Consider the following 16,327-nt stretch of genomic DNA (forward strand, 5'->3'; position numbering starts at 1 on the left):
GATATTGGCAGTCGAAGGCAACAGGGAACGGAGCAGGATGAACTTGTTTGAAGGAAACGGAAACCGCGAGGCGAAGATCCGCTATCTCGATGCAGATTTCCAGATCCTGTCGCCGGGTTCCTATGTTATCTGCGCCATGACCGGCAAGCATATCCCGCTCGACGAGCTACGCTACTGGAGCGTTGCGCGCCAGGAACCCTATGCCGATGTCGTTTCTTCGCTCGAAGCCGACAAGCGCGCCGGCGTTCTGCCGAACCAGAAGCGCTGATTTAGGAAACGATCGTGAACGAGCCGCCGTTCGGCCGCCCGACCATTCATGCGCGGTGATCGTTAACGGATTTCAACGCGTCGCGCCCGTAGACTCACCCTTTCGGCTTTTTCTCAGCCGCCGCTCCCGGCAGGCCTCTATGGCACGATCGATGATGAGGCCGGGTGCCTGTGGGTCTTCGAACGCCATTTCGACTTCGATGACCCGGCATTTGGCGGCGAGTTCCTCCGATTTGCCATGGTGGCCGGCAAGCCGCACGAAATCTTTCGAGGTCGTGACGATCAGCAGGTCGTCGCGTTCGGCGGTCGACAGCAGGTCCGCCATCTCGTCGTCGCTCAGGTGTTCGTGGTCGCCGAAGGATCTGCCGATCGCGATTTCGGCGCCGAGTGACTCCACCGTCCGGAAGAACTTGCCCGGATCGGCAATGCCTGCAAAAGCCAGCACCTTCCGGCCGGCGAGGTCGCTTTCGCCGCAAACCTTCAGCGATGCGGTGAAATAGGGTTTGGCGGCGCGGGCAGCCATGCGGACGATCGCATCGGCGGCATTGCCCTTTCCCACTTTCAGGAGCGCGCTGGCATAGCGCATCTGCACGGAGATCGGCGCGCGCACGGGACCGCCCGGAACCGTGTGCCCATTACCCAGGCCGCGCGTCGTGTCGATGACGAGCAGCGCATAGTCGATCGCTAGCCGCGCGCTTTGGAAGCCATCATCCATGATGATGAGGTCGGCCCCTTCCCTGACCAGCCGCTCGGCGCCTTCGACGCGGCGGCGGGAAACGACGGTCATCGCCTCGCGAGCAAGCAACAGCGGCTCGTCGCCAACGGCAACGGCGCGATGATGAGCGGGATCGACAACCACAGTGACGTCCAGGGAACCGCCATAGCCACGGCTCAGGAAGCCGGGCCGCAGCCCCTTGGCCTTGGCGGCGCGAGCGATCGTCAGCGCTGTCGGCGTCTTGCCGGCGCCGCCTACGGTGAAATTGCCGATGCAAATGACGGGAACGAGAACGGAAGCGCGGCGCGCATGCGTCATGCGATAGCCGGCGATCCGTCCATACAGGAAGGAAAAAGGCGACAGCACCCATGCCCGCCAATCAGCTTTCGTCCACCAAAACGGCGGCGCTTCGGATACCATAACTGCCGCCCTATGCTTCCTCCGGTGCCTTGCGGGCCACCGGCTACCCCCTCGACTGGCGGGAAAGAAAGGGCAAATTTGCAGAAAAAGCAAGCTTTGCTCCCCGACCGTCCTCATTTCCGGTGCTTGGCACAGGAATCAAGCCACGGTGCGAAAGAGTCTTCCGCGCCATGGACATGGGGCGGCTGGACGCGTGCAGAGATCAGCGAGAGTAAGGGAGTGCCGGCACGGCAAGAATGACTGGCCGCGCGTAGTAGGCAATCATGCCAATTGCAGGTTCGGCAAAAGGCCTTCGAGTTCGGTGATATCGTTGAGGCAATAGTCGGACGCGGCAGCCAACGATTCCCGCGAGCCGGTGCCCGTCAGCACGGCGATCTTGAGGCCGGCCTCGGCATTGTGGCCCATGTGCAGGTCGTGATTGTTGTCGCCGACGACCGCCACTTGTGCCGGCTCTAGCCCGGTCGCCTTACAGAAGCCGAGGACCATTCCAGCGTCCGGCTTGCTGCCGAAGCCGCTGTCATAACCGGCGATGTAGTCCACGAACTCAGCGAAACCGAAACGCTGCGCCGTCTGGCGGATGGAGCGCTCGTTGTCGCTGGACGCAATGCCAAGCTTGAAGCCGCGGCGGTGCAGGCGGCCGAAGAAGGCGGCAAGATCGGTGACCGGTACGGAAAAGTCGGCGGCATGGGAAAAGAGAGAGTCGAGCTTGATCGTCAGTTCCATGACATCGACCCTGGAACCGGCCGCAACCAGCCCCTCGGCGATCTGCCGGGTATTGCCGGCAGCCAGTAGACTGTCGGGCACGATATGGCCGGTCACCGGGTCCATCCCGGTCGCCAGCAACAGATGGTCGGCTAGCGCCAGATCGTCTTGCGAGGCGATGCGCGCCAATTCACGGTTTACCGGCAGCCAGCTCTCATCGTAATCGAGCAGGGTGCCGTCCTTGTCGAAGAGGATGCCCTTGATTTGCGCAATCGTCATCTTTTCCATCAGCCCTCTGCCACCGACCTCGGCAGCAGTCTTGCCTTCACCGTCAGCGGATTGATGTAAGGCTCGAGAGACTTCACCGTCGCCGTCAGTGCGCCGCGCATTTCCTGCACAGCCGTGACGCCGGCCTCGATCATGCTACGCCGCGCCTCGCCGTTGATGAGCAGATAATGGACGCCCTTGGCCAGCATCTCGGTATCGCGCACCATGCGGGCGCTGCCGCGACGGGCAAGCTTCTGATAAGCTTCGCGGAAGTTCTGGACATTGCTGCCGGAAAGCACAGCGCAGCCCAGCATGGCGGGTTCGAGCGGATTTTGTCCGCCTTCGGCAAAGAGCGAACGGCCGACGAAGGCAACTTCCGTCATCCGCAGGTAAAGACCCATTTCGCCGATCGTATCGCCGAGGAAGATATCGACATCCGGCGAGAGTACGTCGTCGCGCGTGCGGCGAGCAACCTTGAGGCCCTGCTTGACGAGCATTTCTTCGATCTCGTCGGAGCGCTCGGGATGGCGCGGCACGATAATCGTCAGTTGGCCGTTGCGCTCCTTCAACGTGCGATGAACGACCGCCGCAGCATTCTCCTCGCCGTCGAAAGTCGAGATCGCAGCCCATGTCTTGCGATCGCCGATCTGCTTCTTATAGCGGGCGAGGACGGATGCGTCGTAAGGCGGTGCGTCCGTATCGACCTTGAGATTGCCGGAGGTCGTCACGTGCCTTGCCCCGAGATCGCGAAAACGCTCGGCATCGATATCCGACTGCGCGATCACAAGCGCGAGGTTCTCGAACAGCGCCTCGGCAATGGCCGTTCGACGCTGCCAGCGCGCGAAGGAGCGATCCGACATTCGCGCATTGACGAGGATCTGCGGAATGCGGCGGCGGCCGAGTTCCATGACGGTCGCCGGCCAGATTTCCGACTCTGCAATGATGGCGCAATCTGGCTGCCAGTACTCGAGGAAGCGGCTGACGGCCGGTTTCAGGTCGAGTGGTACATATTGATGGATCGCCTCATTGCCGATGCGCTCGGCGGCGAGCCTTGCCGAGGTGATCGTGCCCGTCGTCAGGATCACATGAATGTCGCGGCGGCGGATTTCGCGGATAAGCGGAATGACGGCGTTTGTCTCACCGACACTCGCAGCATGGAACCAAACGAGCGGACCCTGCGGCCGGTTTGCGCTGGCATAACCAAAGCGCTCCGTGCGGCGCGCACGCTCTTCCTTGCCCTTCGCAGTTCGGTAGGCGAGATAGGCGCCGACGATCGGAGAGGCGATGACCCCTGCCGTCCGATAGACGCCCAGCGCGAACCGCGCTCTTGGCGAACTCATCTAAAATGCCTCCGATCAGCGATGATCGACATCAAACCCATTCCCCAATTATTGTTGCGGCCGGAATGACCGAGTAATTTGTTCAGAATGCGTCAATCGCCTGTGGCGCGTCTCTAACGATGCGCAAAGACGGCCGAATGGGCGGCATCCGGCGCGTAAAATGCTGAAAAATTAGTTATTTCCAGCCTTGTCCTGTGGATCGAGCAAGCGATGCATATGGACGATGAAGTAGCGCATATGCGCGTTGTCCACGGTCGACTGCGCCTTGGCCTTCCAGGCCCCTAGCGCCGAGGCGTAATCCGGAAAAATACCGACAATATCGAGATCATTCAGATCGCGGAACTGAACATCGGTCAGACTTTCCAGTTCGCCGCCAAATACGAGATGCAAGAGCTGCTTTTTGCCGCCAGATTCCGTCATTTTCTTCTCTTTCTCTTCTGGTCTCCTCCGCGCTTTCATCTGCGGGATTTTGACGCAAACGTCAACTGCTTCGTATTTCAGCAAGCCCTTCTAGAAACTCCGCAACGCGAGGGCCGGCAGCACCGCAAAGCTCGGCATGACTAACCTCAGAACGGTTGTAGAGGACCGCGCGTCCATCGAGATCGGTCAGCCGCCCGCCGGCGCGTTCGAGGATGAGATCGGCTGCGGCAAGATCCCAGTCGTGCGAATTGCGCTTGACGAAGGTACCTTCAAGACGGCCGTCCGCGACCATCGCGATGCGATAGGCAAGCGAGGGCACATGCTTCACCCTTTCGATTTTCCGCCGGAAGGGATCGGGGAACGCCTTCAGGATGTCTTCGCCGATCGCAAAACGACTGACGGTATCCGGTCCGTTGGCCGATACGGCGATGGGCTCGCCATTCTTCATCGCGGCACCGCCTTCGACGGCCTCGAACAGCTCGTCGAGGGCGGGAGCGTAGAGCACTCCGGCAACCGGCCTGCCGCGATGGACGACGGCGACGCTGACGCACCAGAGATCCAAGCCGCCGAGGAAGGCACGCGTGCCGTCGATCGGATCGATGACGAAAAGCGTCTCGGCCGACAGCCGGGCGGCGCTGTCCTCGGTCTCTTCGGAAAGCCAGCCGTAATCCGGCCTGGCGAGGCGCAGGATGGATTCCAGCTTTTCGTTGGCGGCGAAATCGGCAGCGCTGACGGGCGAGCGGCCTTCATTCTTCCACCAGACTTCCGGCGATTGATTGAAGAAACCGAGAGCAACATCACCCGCCTGCTTTGCGGCATCGGCGATCAATTCGAGATCGCTTTGCCAGCGGGCCGTTCGAACGTCACACATTGCATCAATCCAATTCCAACAAGGTCGCGGCGCGCTAGCGTCCCGCAAGCGTCATTCCCTCGATCGCCAGGGTGGGGGCCGCTACGCCATATTTGCGATCGATGTCGTTTGCGGGTGTCACGCGCATGAACATCTCCTTGAGGTTCGAGGCGATCGTCACTTCGGAGACAGGGAATGTCAGTTCGCCGTTTTCGATCCAGAAGCCGGTCGCGCCGCGGCTATATTCGCCTGTGAGCATATTGACACCCTGGCCGATAAGCTCTGTCACGTAGAAGCCGTTCCCGACGCTCCGGATCAACTCTTCCGGCGAGATATCACCCGGTTCCAGCGCAAGGTTCGTCGACGCAGGCGTCACCGAATTACCACTGCGCACGCCGCGGCCATTGGTTTCCATGCCGATTTCACGCGCCGTCGCAGTCGAAAGGAACCAATGCTTCAGGACGCCGTCCTCAATCATCACCAGCCGCTCGCCGGAAATGCCTTCGCCATCGAAAGGACGCGAGGACGGGCCGCGGACGATCAGCGGATCGTCGGTGATCGAAAGGCCGGATTTCAACACCTGCTGGCCCATCTTGTCGCGCAAGAAGCTGGATTTGCGCGCCACGGACGCGCCATTGATGGCGCCAGCGATGTGGCCGACGAAACCGCGGGCAATGCGCGGATCGAAGACGACGGTGACGCCCTTGCCGGTATCGACCTGACGCGGATTGAGGCGCTTGACGGCACGTTCGCCGGCGCGGCGGCCGATTTCGGCGGCATCGTCGAGTTCGGCGTAATAAAGGCGGCTGTCGTAATCGTAATCGCGCTCCATGCCGGTGCCTTCGCCGGCAATGACGCTCACGGAACGGCCGAAGCGCGAGCCCATATAGCTGCCTTGGAAGCCGTGCGAGGTGACGAGAACCAGCCCCCCGAAACCAGCGGAGGCTCCGCCTCCGGACGAGTTGGTGACACCCTTGATCTCAAGTGCGGCGGCCTCGGTCGCGAGCGCTGCCTCGCGCAGCATGTCGGCGGAAACTTCCGTCGGGTCGAAAAGCTCAAGATCGGCATAGGACTTAGCAAGCCTCTGCTCGTCGGCAAGGCAGGCGAAGGGATCTTCAGGCGAGACCTTTGCCATCGCGACAGCGCGTTCGGCGAGCGCCTTCAGGTCGAAGCCGGGATTGGCGGAAACGCTCGCGACCTTCCGGCCAACGAAGACGCGCAGCGAGAAATCGTCGCTCTCAGACGATTCCGTGCCTTCGACCTTGCCGAGGCGGATGCTGACGGATTGCGAGCGCGAGCGCACGACAACCGCATCGGCGGCATCGGCGCCGGCCGTCCTGGCAAGATCGATCAACTGGCTTGCACGGGAAAGAAGTGTCGAGGAATCTATTTCTGAGGACATGATTTGGCCTTTCCTTGGGCTTCCATTTATTGTGCACTTCCGAAAGCATCAAGGCCGCGGCCGCCGATTCTTTTTCGCGCAGCTTGCGCGCTTCCCGCCATTGAAAGAAACTGCGCGACATGTCCGCCCCCAATGCCCTCTTTTCCGAAACGATCCTGCTGCTCGGCGGCGCGGTCGTTGCCGCCCCGATCTTCAAGAAGCTCGGGCTCGGCACGGTGCTCGGCTATCTTGCCGCCGGCGTCGTTATCGGTCCGATATTTCATGGCATCACCGACGGCGAGCAGATTTTGGGTGTTGCCGAGCTCGGCGTCGTCTTCCTGCTCTTCATCATCGGCCTCGAGCTCAAGCCCTCGCGGCTCTGGCAGATGCGGCGTGACATCTTCGGGCTCGGCACCGCGCAGGTGATGCTGACGGGACTGGCGCTGACGGGGCTTGCCTATTTCTCCGGCGTGCTCGACTGGCGGGGAAGCGTCGTTGCGGGCTTTGGGCTGGCGCTTTCTTCCACTGCCTTTGCGATGCAGATCCTCGACAATGTTGGCGAGGTGAACACCAAATACGGGCAGCGCTCCTTTTCGATGCTGCTTTTCCAGGACCTGGCCATCGTGCCGCTCCTGGCGCTGATCACCATTCTCGACGGTGGAACCGGTAGCAACACGCCGCTGATGGACTTTGCGATCGCGGTCGGTGCCGTCGGCGCGATGATCGTCATGGGGCGCTATCTTCTGACGCCGCTCTTCCAGGTGATTGCAAGGACCGGAGCACGCGAGGCGATGATCGTCGCGGCGCTTTTCGTGGTCATGGGATCGGCGAGCCTAATGCAGTTTGCCGGGCTTTCCATGGCGATGGGCGCGTTCCTGTCCGGCGTCATGCTCGCCGAATCCTCCTACCGGCACGAGCTTGAGGCGGATATCGAACCCTTCCGCGGCGTGCTCCTCGCCATCTTCTTCATGGCGGTCGGCCTGTCGCTGGAACTGGACGTGCTACTCGACAACGCGCTCTTCATCGTCGTCGCGGTGCCGATCGTGATGGCCGTCAAAGCTGTGATCATCTACGGCCTCTGCCGGGTGAGCGGTTCTTCGCACGACGACGCCATCCGCATCGCTTTCCTGCTCCCGCAGGGCGGCGAATTCGGCTTCGTGCTGTTCACGACTGCCGGTGCGGCGGGACTGATGCCCTTCAGCACGGCATCGCTTCTGGTCGCCATCGTTACTCTGTCGATGGCGCTGACTCCGCTCGGGGCAGGACTTTCGAAACGTATGCTGAAAGGCGAGGATCAGGAGGAGCTCGATGAGGACTTCGAGGGTGCGGGGGCCGATGTGCTGATGGTCGGTTTCTCGCGTTTCGGCCAGATCGCCGCGCAGATCCTGCTCGCGGGCGGGCGCGACGTGACGGTCATCGATTTCTCCGCGGACCGTATCCGCCAGGCGTCCTCCTTCGGCTTCCGTATCTATTTCGGCGACGGAACGCGCAAGGACGTACTGCGCTCGGCCGGCATCGACAGGGCGAAGATCGTCGTCGTCTGCACGCAGAAGCGGGAAATCACCGACAAGGTGGTGGACCTGGTGCAGGCCGAATATCCGCACGCGAAACTCTTTGTGCGCTCCTACGACCGTGTCCATTCGATCGCCCTCAGGAATCGCAATGTCGACTACGAGCTCCGCGAAACGTTGGAATCCGGCCTGCTGTTTGGCCGCCGCACGCTTGAGGCGCTCGGGGTGGACGATGCGGACGCCTTGGAGATCGGCGAGGATATCCGCAAGCGCGACGAGGAGCGGCTGGCGCTTCAGGTGACCGGTGGGCTGCAGGCGGGCCGCGACATGCTCTTTTCCCAGCCAGTCCGGCCGGAACCGCTGGTGAAGCCCAAGCGAACGATGGATTTCAGCGAAGATCCGCTAGCAGGAACGGCTGACGTGACAGCGGATGCCTAGACTCTGAGGCGGGCTTCGAATTCCTGATCGAGTGCGCGCTTCAGTTCATCCTTGACGCCCGCAGACATCGCCAGTACCTCGCGCGCCTTGAGAAAATCCATCACGCCAGTGCGGCCGACGGCCGGGCGCAGGAAGATATGCGGCGGCTGGAGCTTGAGTTTCAGCGTAATTGCCGTCTGCATCATCAGCTGGCCGGAACCGAAAATGCTTTCCATGCGGTTCGGAATATGTGTGCCATCGCCCTCCGGCGCACCGACGACATCGACACCGATGACGATGTCGGCAATATCCATCAGGCACTCGTAGGGGACCGGATTGCTGATGCCACCATCGATCATCACCCGGCCGTGGAGGCGAACGGGCATGAAGACTGCAGGGATGGAAGACGATGCGGCAAGCGCCGGAAACAGCGCTCCTTCGCCGATGATGACTTCGCTCTGACCGTAGTAGTCGGTCGTGATGACATTCATTGGAATTGGCAGATCTTCGAAGCGATCGGGGAGGCCGGCCGGCAGGAAGGCCTTGAGGATACGCTCGAGATTGAACTGGCCGATACGGATGCCCTTTGCGACGGCGTCCCGGACCGTCTGCGGCCGGAGACCCCAGATGCGGCTGACGACAGCCGTCTTGTTGCCGACCGTCATCAGCGCGTGCTCGCGGATCGCCTCGCCACTCATGCCGGCCGCCATACCCACACCCATGATGGCGCCGATCGACGCGCCGGAAATCGCAACGGGCCGGATGCCGAGCTCGTCCAGGGCTTCGATCACGTGGATATGGGCGAGCCCACGGGCACCGCCACCGCCGAAGGCGATGGCCACCGTCGGCATGCGGCTCGCAACAGGCATTTCGTTATTCGCAATAACCGCCTGCCGCACAACTCAACTCCGGATAACCCGCCGCCCTTATTCAGGCTGGTAGCGGAAGAAATGAACCCTTGTATCGCCAAAGATGCGATCTTCGAGGAAGAGATAGGAAGGATCAACTGAAACGGCAACATCCGACCGCTCTTCGAGAACGGCAATCGCGCCCGGGGCGAGCCAGCCGCCCTTGGCGGCAGCTGCCATCGCCTTTTCACCCAGACCCTTGCCATAGGGTGGATCGGCGAAAAGCATGCTGAAGGGCTCGAGATTGCCGACGGGACCCAGGTCGGTGGCGTCACGCCGCAGAATGCGGGTGCGGCCGTGGAGGCCGAGCGCATCGATATTCTCCCAGAGAAGCCCCCTGCCCTCGACGCTGTTTTCGACAAAGAGCGCATGACGGCAGCCGCGCGAAATGGCTTCAAGGCCGACGGCGCCCGTGCCGGCAAAAAGATCGAGAATCCGGGTGCCGTCGAGGCATTCCGAATAGGCGTGGCTCAGGATATTGAATAGGCTCTCACGCGTCCGGTCGGCAGTCGGCCGGATGTCGTTCGATTTCGGTACGGCGAGCGGCCGTCCGCGAAACTCACCGCCGACGATCCGCACCGCGCGTCATTCCCTTTCCTTTCGGTCCACCACGCGACGGCGCGCCCGAAGGCTTGCCACCGCCCGGCCGATCGCCCTTAGGCTTGCTTGAGAAATTCTTTGAACCACCGCCCGGTTTGCCGAAGCTCTTGCCACGGGGCTTGTCGCCCGCAGGTTTATCGCCAAACGGCCTTTCACCGCGCGGACGTTCGGAGCGGCCCTCGCCGGGAGCGCTGCGGGCAGCGCGCGGACGATTACCGAAGGCATGAGGACGCTCGTCACCTTCTTCGCGTGGTCTGCGGTCACCACGGGGCTTGTCGCGAAAAGGCCGATCCCCACGCGGAGGACGGTCACCGGACGGGCGGTCACCACGAGCCGGACGGTCACCGAAAGAACGGGGACGGTCGTCACCCTCAGCACGTGGTGTGCGGTCGCCACGGGGCTTGTCGCCGAAGGGCCGCTCCCCACGTGAAGGGCGGTCGCCACGAGCCGGACGGTCGCCAGAACCGCGATCCGGGCGTGCAGGACGATCGCCGGACGAGCGCTTGCGGCCAAAACCCTCGCCGTCATCCTTGGACTTCGGCGAAACTTCGCTGGAGCGGATCCACTCGCCTTCTTCGTCGCGGGCGCGGTTGATCTGCACGCGTGGCCGGTCGTCGCCGTAGTTGGAAGGCTGCGGCTTACTGCTGCCCGGCTTCTCGCCACGCTTGCGGGCGGTCTGGGCATTCTTCGCGGCCTTGGCGGCTGCCTTTTCGCCGAGCGGACGGGCGCCGGGCGCCATCCAGACGTTGGCGTTTCTGCGGCTGCCAAGCGCTGGGCGCTTGGGCCGGTCGTCTTCCTTGCGGCCGACATCGCGGTCGCCTCCGCGCCTGCCATCCCGGCGGTCATCACGGCGATCGTCGCGCTTGGTGTCGAGACGGCTCAAAGCACGCTCGCGCTTGTCCTCAGGCTTCCAGGAGCGCTCGCGCTTCTCCGGCCGCGTTTCCACCTCTTCCTCGGCAGCAAGGGCAGGCGCGTTATAGATCGGGGCATCGAAGTTCGCCTTGGCGTCCTCGATCAGGCGCGGGCCAAGCTGATCGCGCAGCGTGCGTCCGCGCACTTCAACGACGTGGCCCTCCGGCAAATCGCCGAGTTGGAACGGACCGTAGGAAACGCGGATGAGACGGTTGACGTCGAGGCCGAGCGCGCCGAGCACATTCTTGATTTCGCGGTTCTTGCCTTCGCGAAGACCCATGGTGATCCAGACGTTGGAACCCTGGGTGCGGTCAAGCGTCGCTTCGATGGAGCCGTAGAGCACGCCGTCGACGGCAATGCCGTCCTTCAGCTTGTCGAGCGCTTCCTGATCGATCTCGCCATGGGCGCGCACGCGGTAGCGGCGGAGCCAGCCGGTGGTCGGCAGTTCGAGCGCGCGGGCAAGACCGCCGTCGTTGGTCAGCAGCAGCAAACCTTCGGTATTGATGTCGAGCCGGCCGATCGACATGACACGCGGCAGCTCTTCTGGCAAACTGTCGAAAACCGTCGGGCGGCCTTCCGGGTCGGAATTGGTGGTCACCAGACCGGCCGGCTTGTGATAGAGCCAGAGGCGCGTGCGCTCGGTGCCGCGGATCGGCACGCCGTCAACCTCGATCTTATCGGAAAGCGTCACGTTGACCACCGGCGTATCGAGCGTCTTGCCGTTTAGCGTGACGCGGCCTTCCATGATCATGCGCTCGATGTCGCGACGCGAGGCAACCCCTGCGCGCGCCATGACCTTGGAGATGCGTTCGGCCTTGGCTTCGCCTTCGATCTCGGCGGCTGCAGCCTTGGGGGCCGCCGAGCTTCTTGCCGGTTTGCCTTCGGTTTTCGGCCGCGCATCGTGCGCGGAGGGCTTGCCGCCCGGCCGTTTTGGCTTGTCTTTGAATGTCATTTGTTGTTTGCCTGCCTTTTGGGGCCTGTCTATCAGGTCGCGCCCTTGCGGTTAAGTGGGAAATTGCCGGATCGTGAAGACAAATCGGTTTATGGAGATGGCCCTTGACGAAGCGCGAGCAGCGGGCGAGCGCGGCGAAGTGCCGATCGGAGCCGTGGTAGTGCTCGATGGCGCCGTCGTCGCGCGTGCCGGCAATCGGACGCGGGAGCTCAACGACGTCACGGCCCATGCCGAAGTGGCTGCGATCCGCAGGGCCTGCGAAGTCCTGGGGAAAGAGCGTCTAGTTGGCGCCGACCTCTACGTGTCGCTGGAGCCCTGCACCATGTGTGCCGCGGCCATCTCGTTTGCGCGCATCCGCAGGCTCTATTACGGCGCCGAAGATCCCAAAGGCGGGGCAGTCGACAATGGTGTGCGGTTTTACGCCCAGCCAACCTGCCATCACGCGCCGGAGGTCTATTCCGGTTTGAACGAAACGGAATCAGCGGACATTCTCAGGACGTTCTTTGTCGAAAAGAGAGAGCTTCCATGACCCCTAGTCATTCTTGCTCTCGCCGCCATAGTCGCGCTCGCGGCCCGGGCTTACAGGGGGCGGTCGCGCCGGGTGCAGAGAAAATCCCGATGCAATGGTCTTTTCGGGGCAAGGTGAATTGGTCGGCGCACCGGTTCATGGCCTCCGGCTCCGTGCCCCACTTGACATCGCCGTCTTCATCCTGCTGATCGCAAGCGGCATGGCCGGCGGAAACGAGCTCGCTTTCACCGGCTGTTTTCTTTTCGGATGTCAGATTGCGCACATCGCGCTCGTTCGCCGCTGGTTTGCGGCGCGGCAAGCCTGAGATGGCCTGAACTTACTGAAGGAAGTTCCACCACTGCTTGCCGGTACCGGCAACTGCGGCATCCTTCTTGCGCTGCTTTGCCTTCTTGAGCTCGGGTTCGCCAAGATCTTCCAGCTTGGCGGGATCGTCGACCTGACGATAGGTCGACGGCGGATCGGAAATGTAGCGGCGCTGATCGAGATAGGCCCCCTTCTGCAGGGCGCGGGCTTCGCGGTAGGCCTTGGTCTGCGCTTCGGTGGTCTGGCGACCGCCTTCGACGCCGTTCTTGGCGAGCGGCGACACATAGGTGTACTTGTCTTCGTTATCGTCGGCTTCCTTGACGAGGCGTGCACGCGTTTCTTCCGGCGACTCGACCCACTGCGGATTTTCCTTGCTGGCGATTGTCTGCTGCGGCTCGACCAGGGCTTCCCTGGAAGCCTGGGCAGGCAAGACCAGCGTCGGGCGCGGCGTGTACTTGACGCCCTTGTTCTTCGGCTCGCGGGGAGCCAAAGACACGGACTGGCCGATATCGTCGCCAAGCTGCTCCATCGCCGTCGTGCCTGTACCGTAGGTCGGGCTGCAGCCGGAAGCTATCGAGCCCGCCGCCACAACAACAGCCAGGCAAGCGCCTACACGGAACCAACGCGTCGCTAACATGAAAACCCTTCCAGCCATGCCGGTGCAATCATCGCCCTACCGGATGATCGTCCCCCTGACGTAAAAATCCGGCCATTTTCAGGCAGCTTTTACCGGATGAACTGCAAAAGAGCAATTCATCCGGCAATTTTCTTCAGTATTACAATCCGAGTTCGCGCAATGCAGCAGCATCGCGGGCCGATACATCGGGATACTGCGGATCGGAGCCGACATCCTTGGTGATACGCCAGGAGCGGGCGCATTTGGTGCCCTCGGCAAGAGCTGGCTCGACGCTGACGCCCGGAACTTCCGGCAGCCGGAAGCCTGCGGCCGGCCCCTCGGCGCCGTCGACGGCAATGTCCGAGGTGATGCAGATTTCCGAGAAATCCAGCCCATCAAGAGCAGCGCGAAGCACGCTGTCCGTGACATGTACGACGGGCGCTGCTTCCAGCGACGAGCCTATCCGCTTATCCTTGCGCTCGATCTCCAGAGCGCCGGTGACGACCGAACGGATCGCACGGACCTTCTTCCACTTGCCGGCCAGCGCCTCGTTCTTCCATTCGGGCGGGATCACCGGGAACTGCTCGAGATGAACCGAGACCGCCGACGGATCGCGCGAGAGCCACGCCTCTTCCATCGTGAAGGGCAGCATCGGCGCCATCCAGGTCACCATGCAATCGAAGATATTGCGGATGACATGGAGAGCCGCACGGCGCCGCTGGCTCGACGGCGCATCGCAGTAGAGCGTGTCCTTGCGGATGTCGAAATAGAAGGCCGAGAGCTCGACATTGGCAAAGTCGATCAGCGCGCGGGCGATCTTCTTGAAGTCGAAGGCATCGTAGTTCTCGCGCACGAGCTCGTCGAGCTCGGCCAAGCGGTGGAGCATCAGCTGCTCCAGTTCCGGCAAATCGGCGAGTGCAATCACTTCGCCCTTGTCGTGGGCGAGGGTGCCAAGCATCCAGCGGATCGTGTTGCGGAGCTTTCGGTAGGCATCGACATTCGTCTGAATGATCGTCTTGCCGACGCGAAGGTCGTCCGCGTAGTCGGAGGTCATGACCCAGAGGCGGAGGATATCCGCACCGGCGTCCTTCATAACTTCCTGCGGCGCAGTGACGTTGCCCTTGGACTTCGACATCTTCTCGCCCTTCTCGTCCATGGTGAACCCATGGGTAAGGACGGCGTTGTAGGGTGCGCGGACGCGGGTAGCGGCCGATTCGAGCAGCGAGGAATGAAACCAGCCGCGATGCTGGTCCGAGCCTTCGAGATAGAGATCGGCTGGCCATTTAAGGTCCGGGCGGTCTTCCAGCGTGAATGTGTGCGTGGAGCCCGAGTCGAACCAGACGTCGAGGATATCCATGACCTGCTTCCACGGCTCGTTCGCCTTCTTGCCGAGGAAACGCTCACGCGCACCTTCGGCGAACCAGGCGTCGGCGCCTTCCTTTTCGAAGGCTTCGAGGATGCGGGCATTGACCTCGTCGTCCTGCAGGATCAGGCCTTGCTCGTCGACGAAGACGCAGATCGGCACGCCCCAGGCGCGCTGGCGCGAAAGCACCCAATCCGGGCGCTGTTCGATCATGGCGCGCAGGCGATTCTGGCCGGAAGCCGGTACGAAGCGGGTCTCATCGATCGCGTTCAGCGCACGGGAGCGCAGTGTCGTTCCGTCGCCGAGCTCCTTGTCCATATGGACGAACCACTGCGGCGTGTTGCGGAAGATGACCGGCTTCTTCGAGCGCCAGGAATGCGGATAAGAGTGCTTCAGGCGGCCGCGTGCGAAGAGCGACTGACGGGCGATCAACGCTTTGATGACGCGCTCATTGGCATCACCCTTCTTGCCGCTGTCGTCGATAACGCGCGCCGCGCCGCCTTCCGCATCCGGGCCGAAGCCGGGCGCGTCGATGGTGAAGAAGCCGGCATCGTCGACCGGGAACGGGATCGTGGACGAGATGCCGCGCGCTTCGAGCTCCCGCATATTGTCCATCCAGGCATCGAAATCCTCGCGACCGTGGCTGGGGGCGGTATGGACGAAACCGGTACCGGCGTCATCGGTCACATGCTCGCCATCAAGCAGCGGCACCTTGAAATCATAACCGCCGCCGAGGCCGTGCAGCGGGTGCGCGCAGGTGACGGCGGCAAGTTCATCCGCTTTAATATCGCGAACGAAATTGAAGGTCACTTTCGCCTTAACAGCGGATTCCTCCGCCAAGCGCTTGGCAAAGATCAGCTTTTCGCCGGGCTGCGGGCCGAAGTCGTTCTCGGCGGTCGCAACTTCGTAGAGGCCATAGGGGTAGCGCGACGAAAATGCGATCGCGCGGTTGCCCGGGATCGTCCAGGGGGTCGTCGTCCAGATAACCACGAAGGCGCCGGCCAGAGCGGCGGGGCCTTCCGCGAGGGGGAACTTCACCCAGATCATGTCGCTTTCGACATCGGCGTATTCGACTTCGGCTTCCGCCAGCGCAGTGCGCTCGACGACCGACCACATGACCGGCTTGGAGCCTCGGTAGAGCTGCCCGCTTCTCGCGATCTTCAAAAGCTCGCCGGCAATGCGCGATTCGGCGTGGAAGTTCATCGTCGTATAGGGATTGTCGAAGTCGCCCTCGATGCCGAGGCGCTTGAACTCCTCGGACTGCACCTTGATCCAGCCGGCGGCGAAGTCGCGGCATTCCTTGCGGAATTCGTTGATCGGAACTTCGTCCTTGTTCTTGCCCTTCTCGCGGTACTTCTCCTCGATCTTCCATTCGATCGGAAGGCCGTGGCAGTCCCAGCCGGGAACGTAGTTGGCGTCAAAGCCGCGCATCTGGAACGAGCGGTTGATGACGTCCTTGAGGATCTTGTTCAGCGCGTGGCCAATATGGATGTTGCCGTTCGCATAGGGGGGGCCGTCATGGAGGACGAACTTCTCGCGTCCGGCGGCGGATGCGCGCAGCTTCCCGTAGAGGCCCATCTGCTGCCAGCGTGCAACGATTTCCGGCTCCTTCTGCGGCAGACCGGCGCGCATCGGGAAGTCGGTTTCGGGCAGGTAGAGGGTCTTCGAGTAGTCGATCTTTTCGGCTGTGTCGGTCATGTTTCAGCAATCGTTTCTGGGCGCCTTCAAGGCGCGACGGCTTCAAAAATGTCTGATGACGGAAGCGCTCGTTTGCCCAAGCGCCAAAAACCCGGACCTTCCGGCGGCTTAGCGCGCGCGGAAGGCCGGGCCGATAATTCGCATCGCACTCGACAG

14 protein-coding genes are annotated in these 16,327 nt (G+C 62.3%); 3 read left to right on the forward strand and 11 right to left on the reverse strand.

What is annotated here, in order from left to right:
* Positions 1-37 precede the first annotated feature (37 nt).
* A complete protein-coding gene (locus BLP23_RS03145; RefSeq protein WP_022716573.1) occupies positions 38-268 on the forward strand; it encodes a DUF2093 domain-containing protein in 231 nt (76 codons plus the stop codon).
* Positions 269-340: 72 nt separating this feature from the next.
* On the opposite strand, the gene lpxK is transcribed toward BLP23_RS03145, so the two are convergent.
* The 6 genes from lpxK to BLP23_RS03175 form a co-directional block, all read right to left on the reverse strand.
* Entirely contained in the window at positions 341-1,402 is a 1,062-nt protein-coding gene (gene lpxK / locus BLP23_RS03150; RefSeq protein WP_092583497.1) for a tetraacyldisaccharide 4'-kinase, read from the reverse strand.
* 261 nt (positions 1,403-1,663) lie between these two features.
* Positions 1,664-2,383: an HAD family hydrolase gene (locus BLP23_RS03155; RefSeq protein ID WP_092584250.1), complete on the reverse strand. Its 720-nt coding sequence runs from the start codon at positions 2,381-2,383 to the stop codon at positions 1,664-1,666.
* Between the two features lie 8 nt (positions 2,384-2,391).
* Entirely contained in the window at positions 2,392-3,711 is a 1,320-nt protein-coding gene (gene waaA / locus BLP23_RS03160) for a lipid IV(A) 3-deoxy-D-manno-octulosonic acid transferase (protein ID WP_092583498.1), read from the reverse strand.
* A 171-nt stretch (positions 3,712-3,882) separates the two neighbouring features.
* Positions 3,883-4,131, reverse strand: a complete 249-nt coding sequence (locus BLP23_RS03165) for a DUF4170 domain-containing protein (protein WP_028739857.1) — start codon at positions 4,129-4,131, stop codon at positions 3,883-3,885.
* A 61-nt stretch (positions 4,132-4,192) separates the two neighbouring features.
* Positions 4,193-5,002 carry a 3'(2'),5'-bisphosphate nucleotidase CysQ gene (locus BLP23_RS03170; RefSeq protein ID WP_092583499.1) on the reverse strand — a complete coding sequence of 270 codons (810 nt, stop codon included), beginning with the start codon at positions 5,000-5,002 and terminating at the stop codon, positions 4,193-4,195.
* Positions 5,003-5,036: 34 nt separating this feature from the next.
* Positions 5,037-6,383, reverse strand: coding sequence for a TldD/PmbA family protein (locus tag BLP23_RS03175; protein WP_092583500.1), 1,347 nt, complete (start codon positions 6,381-6,383; stop codon positions 5,037-5,039).
* A 119-nt stretch (positions 6,384-6,502) separates the two neighbouring features.
* Between BLP23_RS03175 and BLP23_RS03180 the strand changes: the two genes are divergently transcribed.
* Complete coding sequence (locus BLP23_RS03180; RefSeq protein WP_092583501.1) at positions 6,503-8,311, forward strand: monovalent cation:proton antiporter-2 (CPA2) family protein; 1,809 nt, start codon at positions 6,503-6,505, stop codon at positions 8,309-8,311.
* On the opposite strand, the gene BLP23_RS03185 is transcribed toward BLP23_RS03180, so the two are convergent.
* From BLP23_RS03185 to BLP23_RS03195, 3 genes are read right to left on the reverse strand one after another with little or no spacing between them, the layout of a single operon-like run.
* Complete coding sequence (locus BLP23_RS03185) at positions 8,308-9,159, reverse strand: patatin-like phospholipase family protein (protein ID WP_407691761.1); 852 nt, start codon at positions 9,157-9,159, stop codon at positions 8,308-8,310. The genes BLP23_RS03180 and BLP23_RS03185 overlap by 4 nt on opposite strands.
* A 57-nt stretch (positions 9,160-9,216) precedes the next feature.
* On the reverse strand, positions 9,217-9,777 hold the full coding sequence (rsmD, locus tag BLP23_RS03190) for a 16S rRNA (guanine(966)-N(2))-methyltransferase RsmD (RefSeq protein WP_092583503.1): 561 nt from the start codon (positions 9,775-9,777) through the stop codon (positions 9,217-9,219).
* Positions 9,758-11,662, reverse strand: coding sequence for a pseudouridine synthase (locus tag BLP23_RS03195; RefSeq protein ID WP_092583504.1), 1,905 nt, complete (start codon positions 11,660-11,662; stop codon positions 9,758-9,760). Before BLP23_RS03195 ends, rsmD begins: the two co-directional genes overlap by 20 nt.
* A 91-nt stretch (positions 11,663-11,753) precedes the next feature.
* Here BLP23_RS03195 and BLP23_RS03200 point away from each other — a divergent pair, with 91 nt between their 5' ends.
* Complete coding sequence (locus BLP23_RS03200) at positions 11,754-12,191, forward strand: nucleoside deaminase (RefSeq protein WP_092583505.1); 438 nt, start codon at positions 11,754-11,756, stop codon at positions 12,189-12,191.
* 316 nt (positions 12,192-12,507) lie between these two features.
* On the opposite strand, the gene BLP23_RS03210 is transcribed toward BLP23_RS03200, so the two are convergent.
* Together BLP23_RS03210 and ileS are read right to left on the reverse strand one after the other, a co-directional pair.
* Positions 12,508-13,131 (reverse strand): hypothetical protein, encoded by a 624-nt coding sequence (locus BLP23_RS03210; RefSeq protein ID WP_092583507.1) that lies wholly within the window; start codon positions 13,129-13,131, stop codon positions 12,508-12,510.
* Between the two features lie 139 nt (positions 13,132-13,270).
* Positions 13,271-16,171 carry an isoleucine--tRNA ligase gene (gene ileS / locus BLP23_RS03215; RefSeq protein WP_092583508.1) on the reverse strand — a complete coding sequence of 967 codons (2,901 nt, stop codon included), beginning with the start codon at positions 16,169-16,171 and terminating at the stop codon, positions 13,271-13,273.
* Between the last annotated feature and the right edge of the window lie 156 nt (positions 16,172-16,327).

Source organism: Rhizobium mongolense subsp. loessense (assembly GCF_900099775.1).
GTDB lineage: Bacteria > Pseudomonadota > Alphaproteobacteria > Rhizobiales > Rhizobiaceae > Rhizobium > Rhizobium loessense.

What these genes read in the sequence shown, in the direction of transcription:
- BLP23_RS03145 (WP_022716573.1), top strand. Translation starts at nt 38, where the DNA reads ATGAACTTGTTTGAAGGAAACGGAAACCGCGAGGCGAAGATCCGCTAT.
- lpxK (WP_092583497.1), bottom strand. Translation starts at nt 1,402, where the DNA reads ATGGTATCCGAAGCGCCGCCGTTTTGGTGGACGAAAGCTGATTGGCGG.
- ileS (WP_092583508.1), bottom strand. Translation starts at nt 16,171, where the DNA reads ATGACCGACACAGCCGAAAAGATCGACTACTCGAAGACCCTCTACCTG.
- BLP23_RS03210 (WP_092583507.1), bottom strand. Translation starts at nt 13,131, where the DNA reads ATGTTAGCGACGCGTTGGTTCCGTGTAGGCGCTTGCCTGGCTGTTGTT.
- BLP23_RS03165 (WP_028739857.1), bottom strand. Translation starts at nt 4,131, where the DNA reads ATGACGGAATCTGGCGGCAAAAAGCAGCTCTTGCATCTCGTATTTGGC.
- BLP23_RS03185 (WP_407691761.1), bottom strand. Translation starts at nt 9,159, where the DNA reads ATGCCTGTTGCGAGCCGCATGCCGACGGTGGCCATCGCCTTCGGCGGT.
- BLP23_RS03180 (WP_092583501.1), top strand. Translation starts at nt 6,503, where the DNA reads ATGTCCGCCCCCAATGCCCTCTTTTCCGAAACGATCCTGCTGCTCGGC.
- BLP23_RS03175 (WP_092583500.1), bottom strand. Translation starts at nt 6,383, where the DNA reads ATGTCCTCAGAAATAGATTCCTCGACACTTCTTTCCCGTGCAAGCCAG.
- BLP23_RS03195 (WP_092583504.1), bottom strand. Translation starts at nt 11,662, where the DNA reads ATGACATTCAAAGACAAGCCAAAACGGCCGGGCGGCAAGCCCTCCGCG.
- BLP23_RS03170 (WP_092583499.1), bottom strand. Translation starts at nt 5,002, where the DNA reads ATGTGTGACGTTCGAACGGCCCGCTGGCAAAGCGATCTCGAATTGATC.
- BLP23_RS03155 (WP_092584250.1), bottom strand. Translation starts at nt 2,383, where the DNA reads ATGACGATTGCGCAAATCAAGGGCATCCTCTTCGACAAGGACGGCACC.
- waaA (WP_092583498.1), bottom strand. Translation starts at nt 3,711, where the DNA reads ATGAGTTCGCCAAGAGCGCGGTTCGCGCTGGGCGTCTATCGGACGGCA.
- BLP23_RS03200 (WP_092583505.1), top strand. Translation starts at nt 11,754, where the DNA reads ATGGAGATGGCCCTTGACGAAGCGCGAGCAGCGGGCGAGCGCGGCGAA.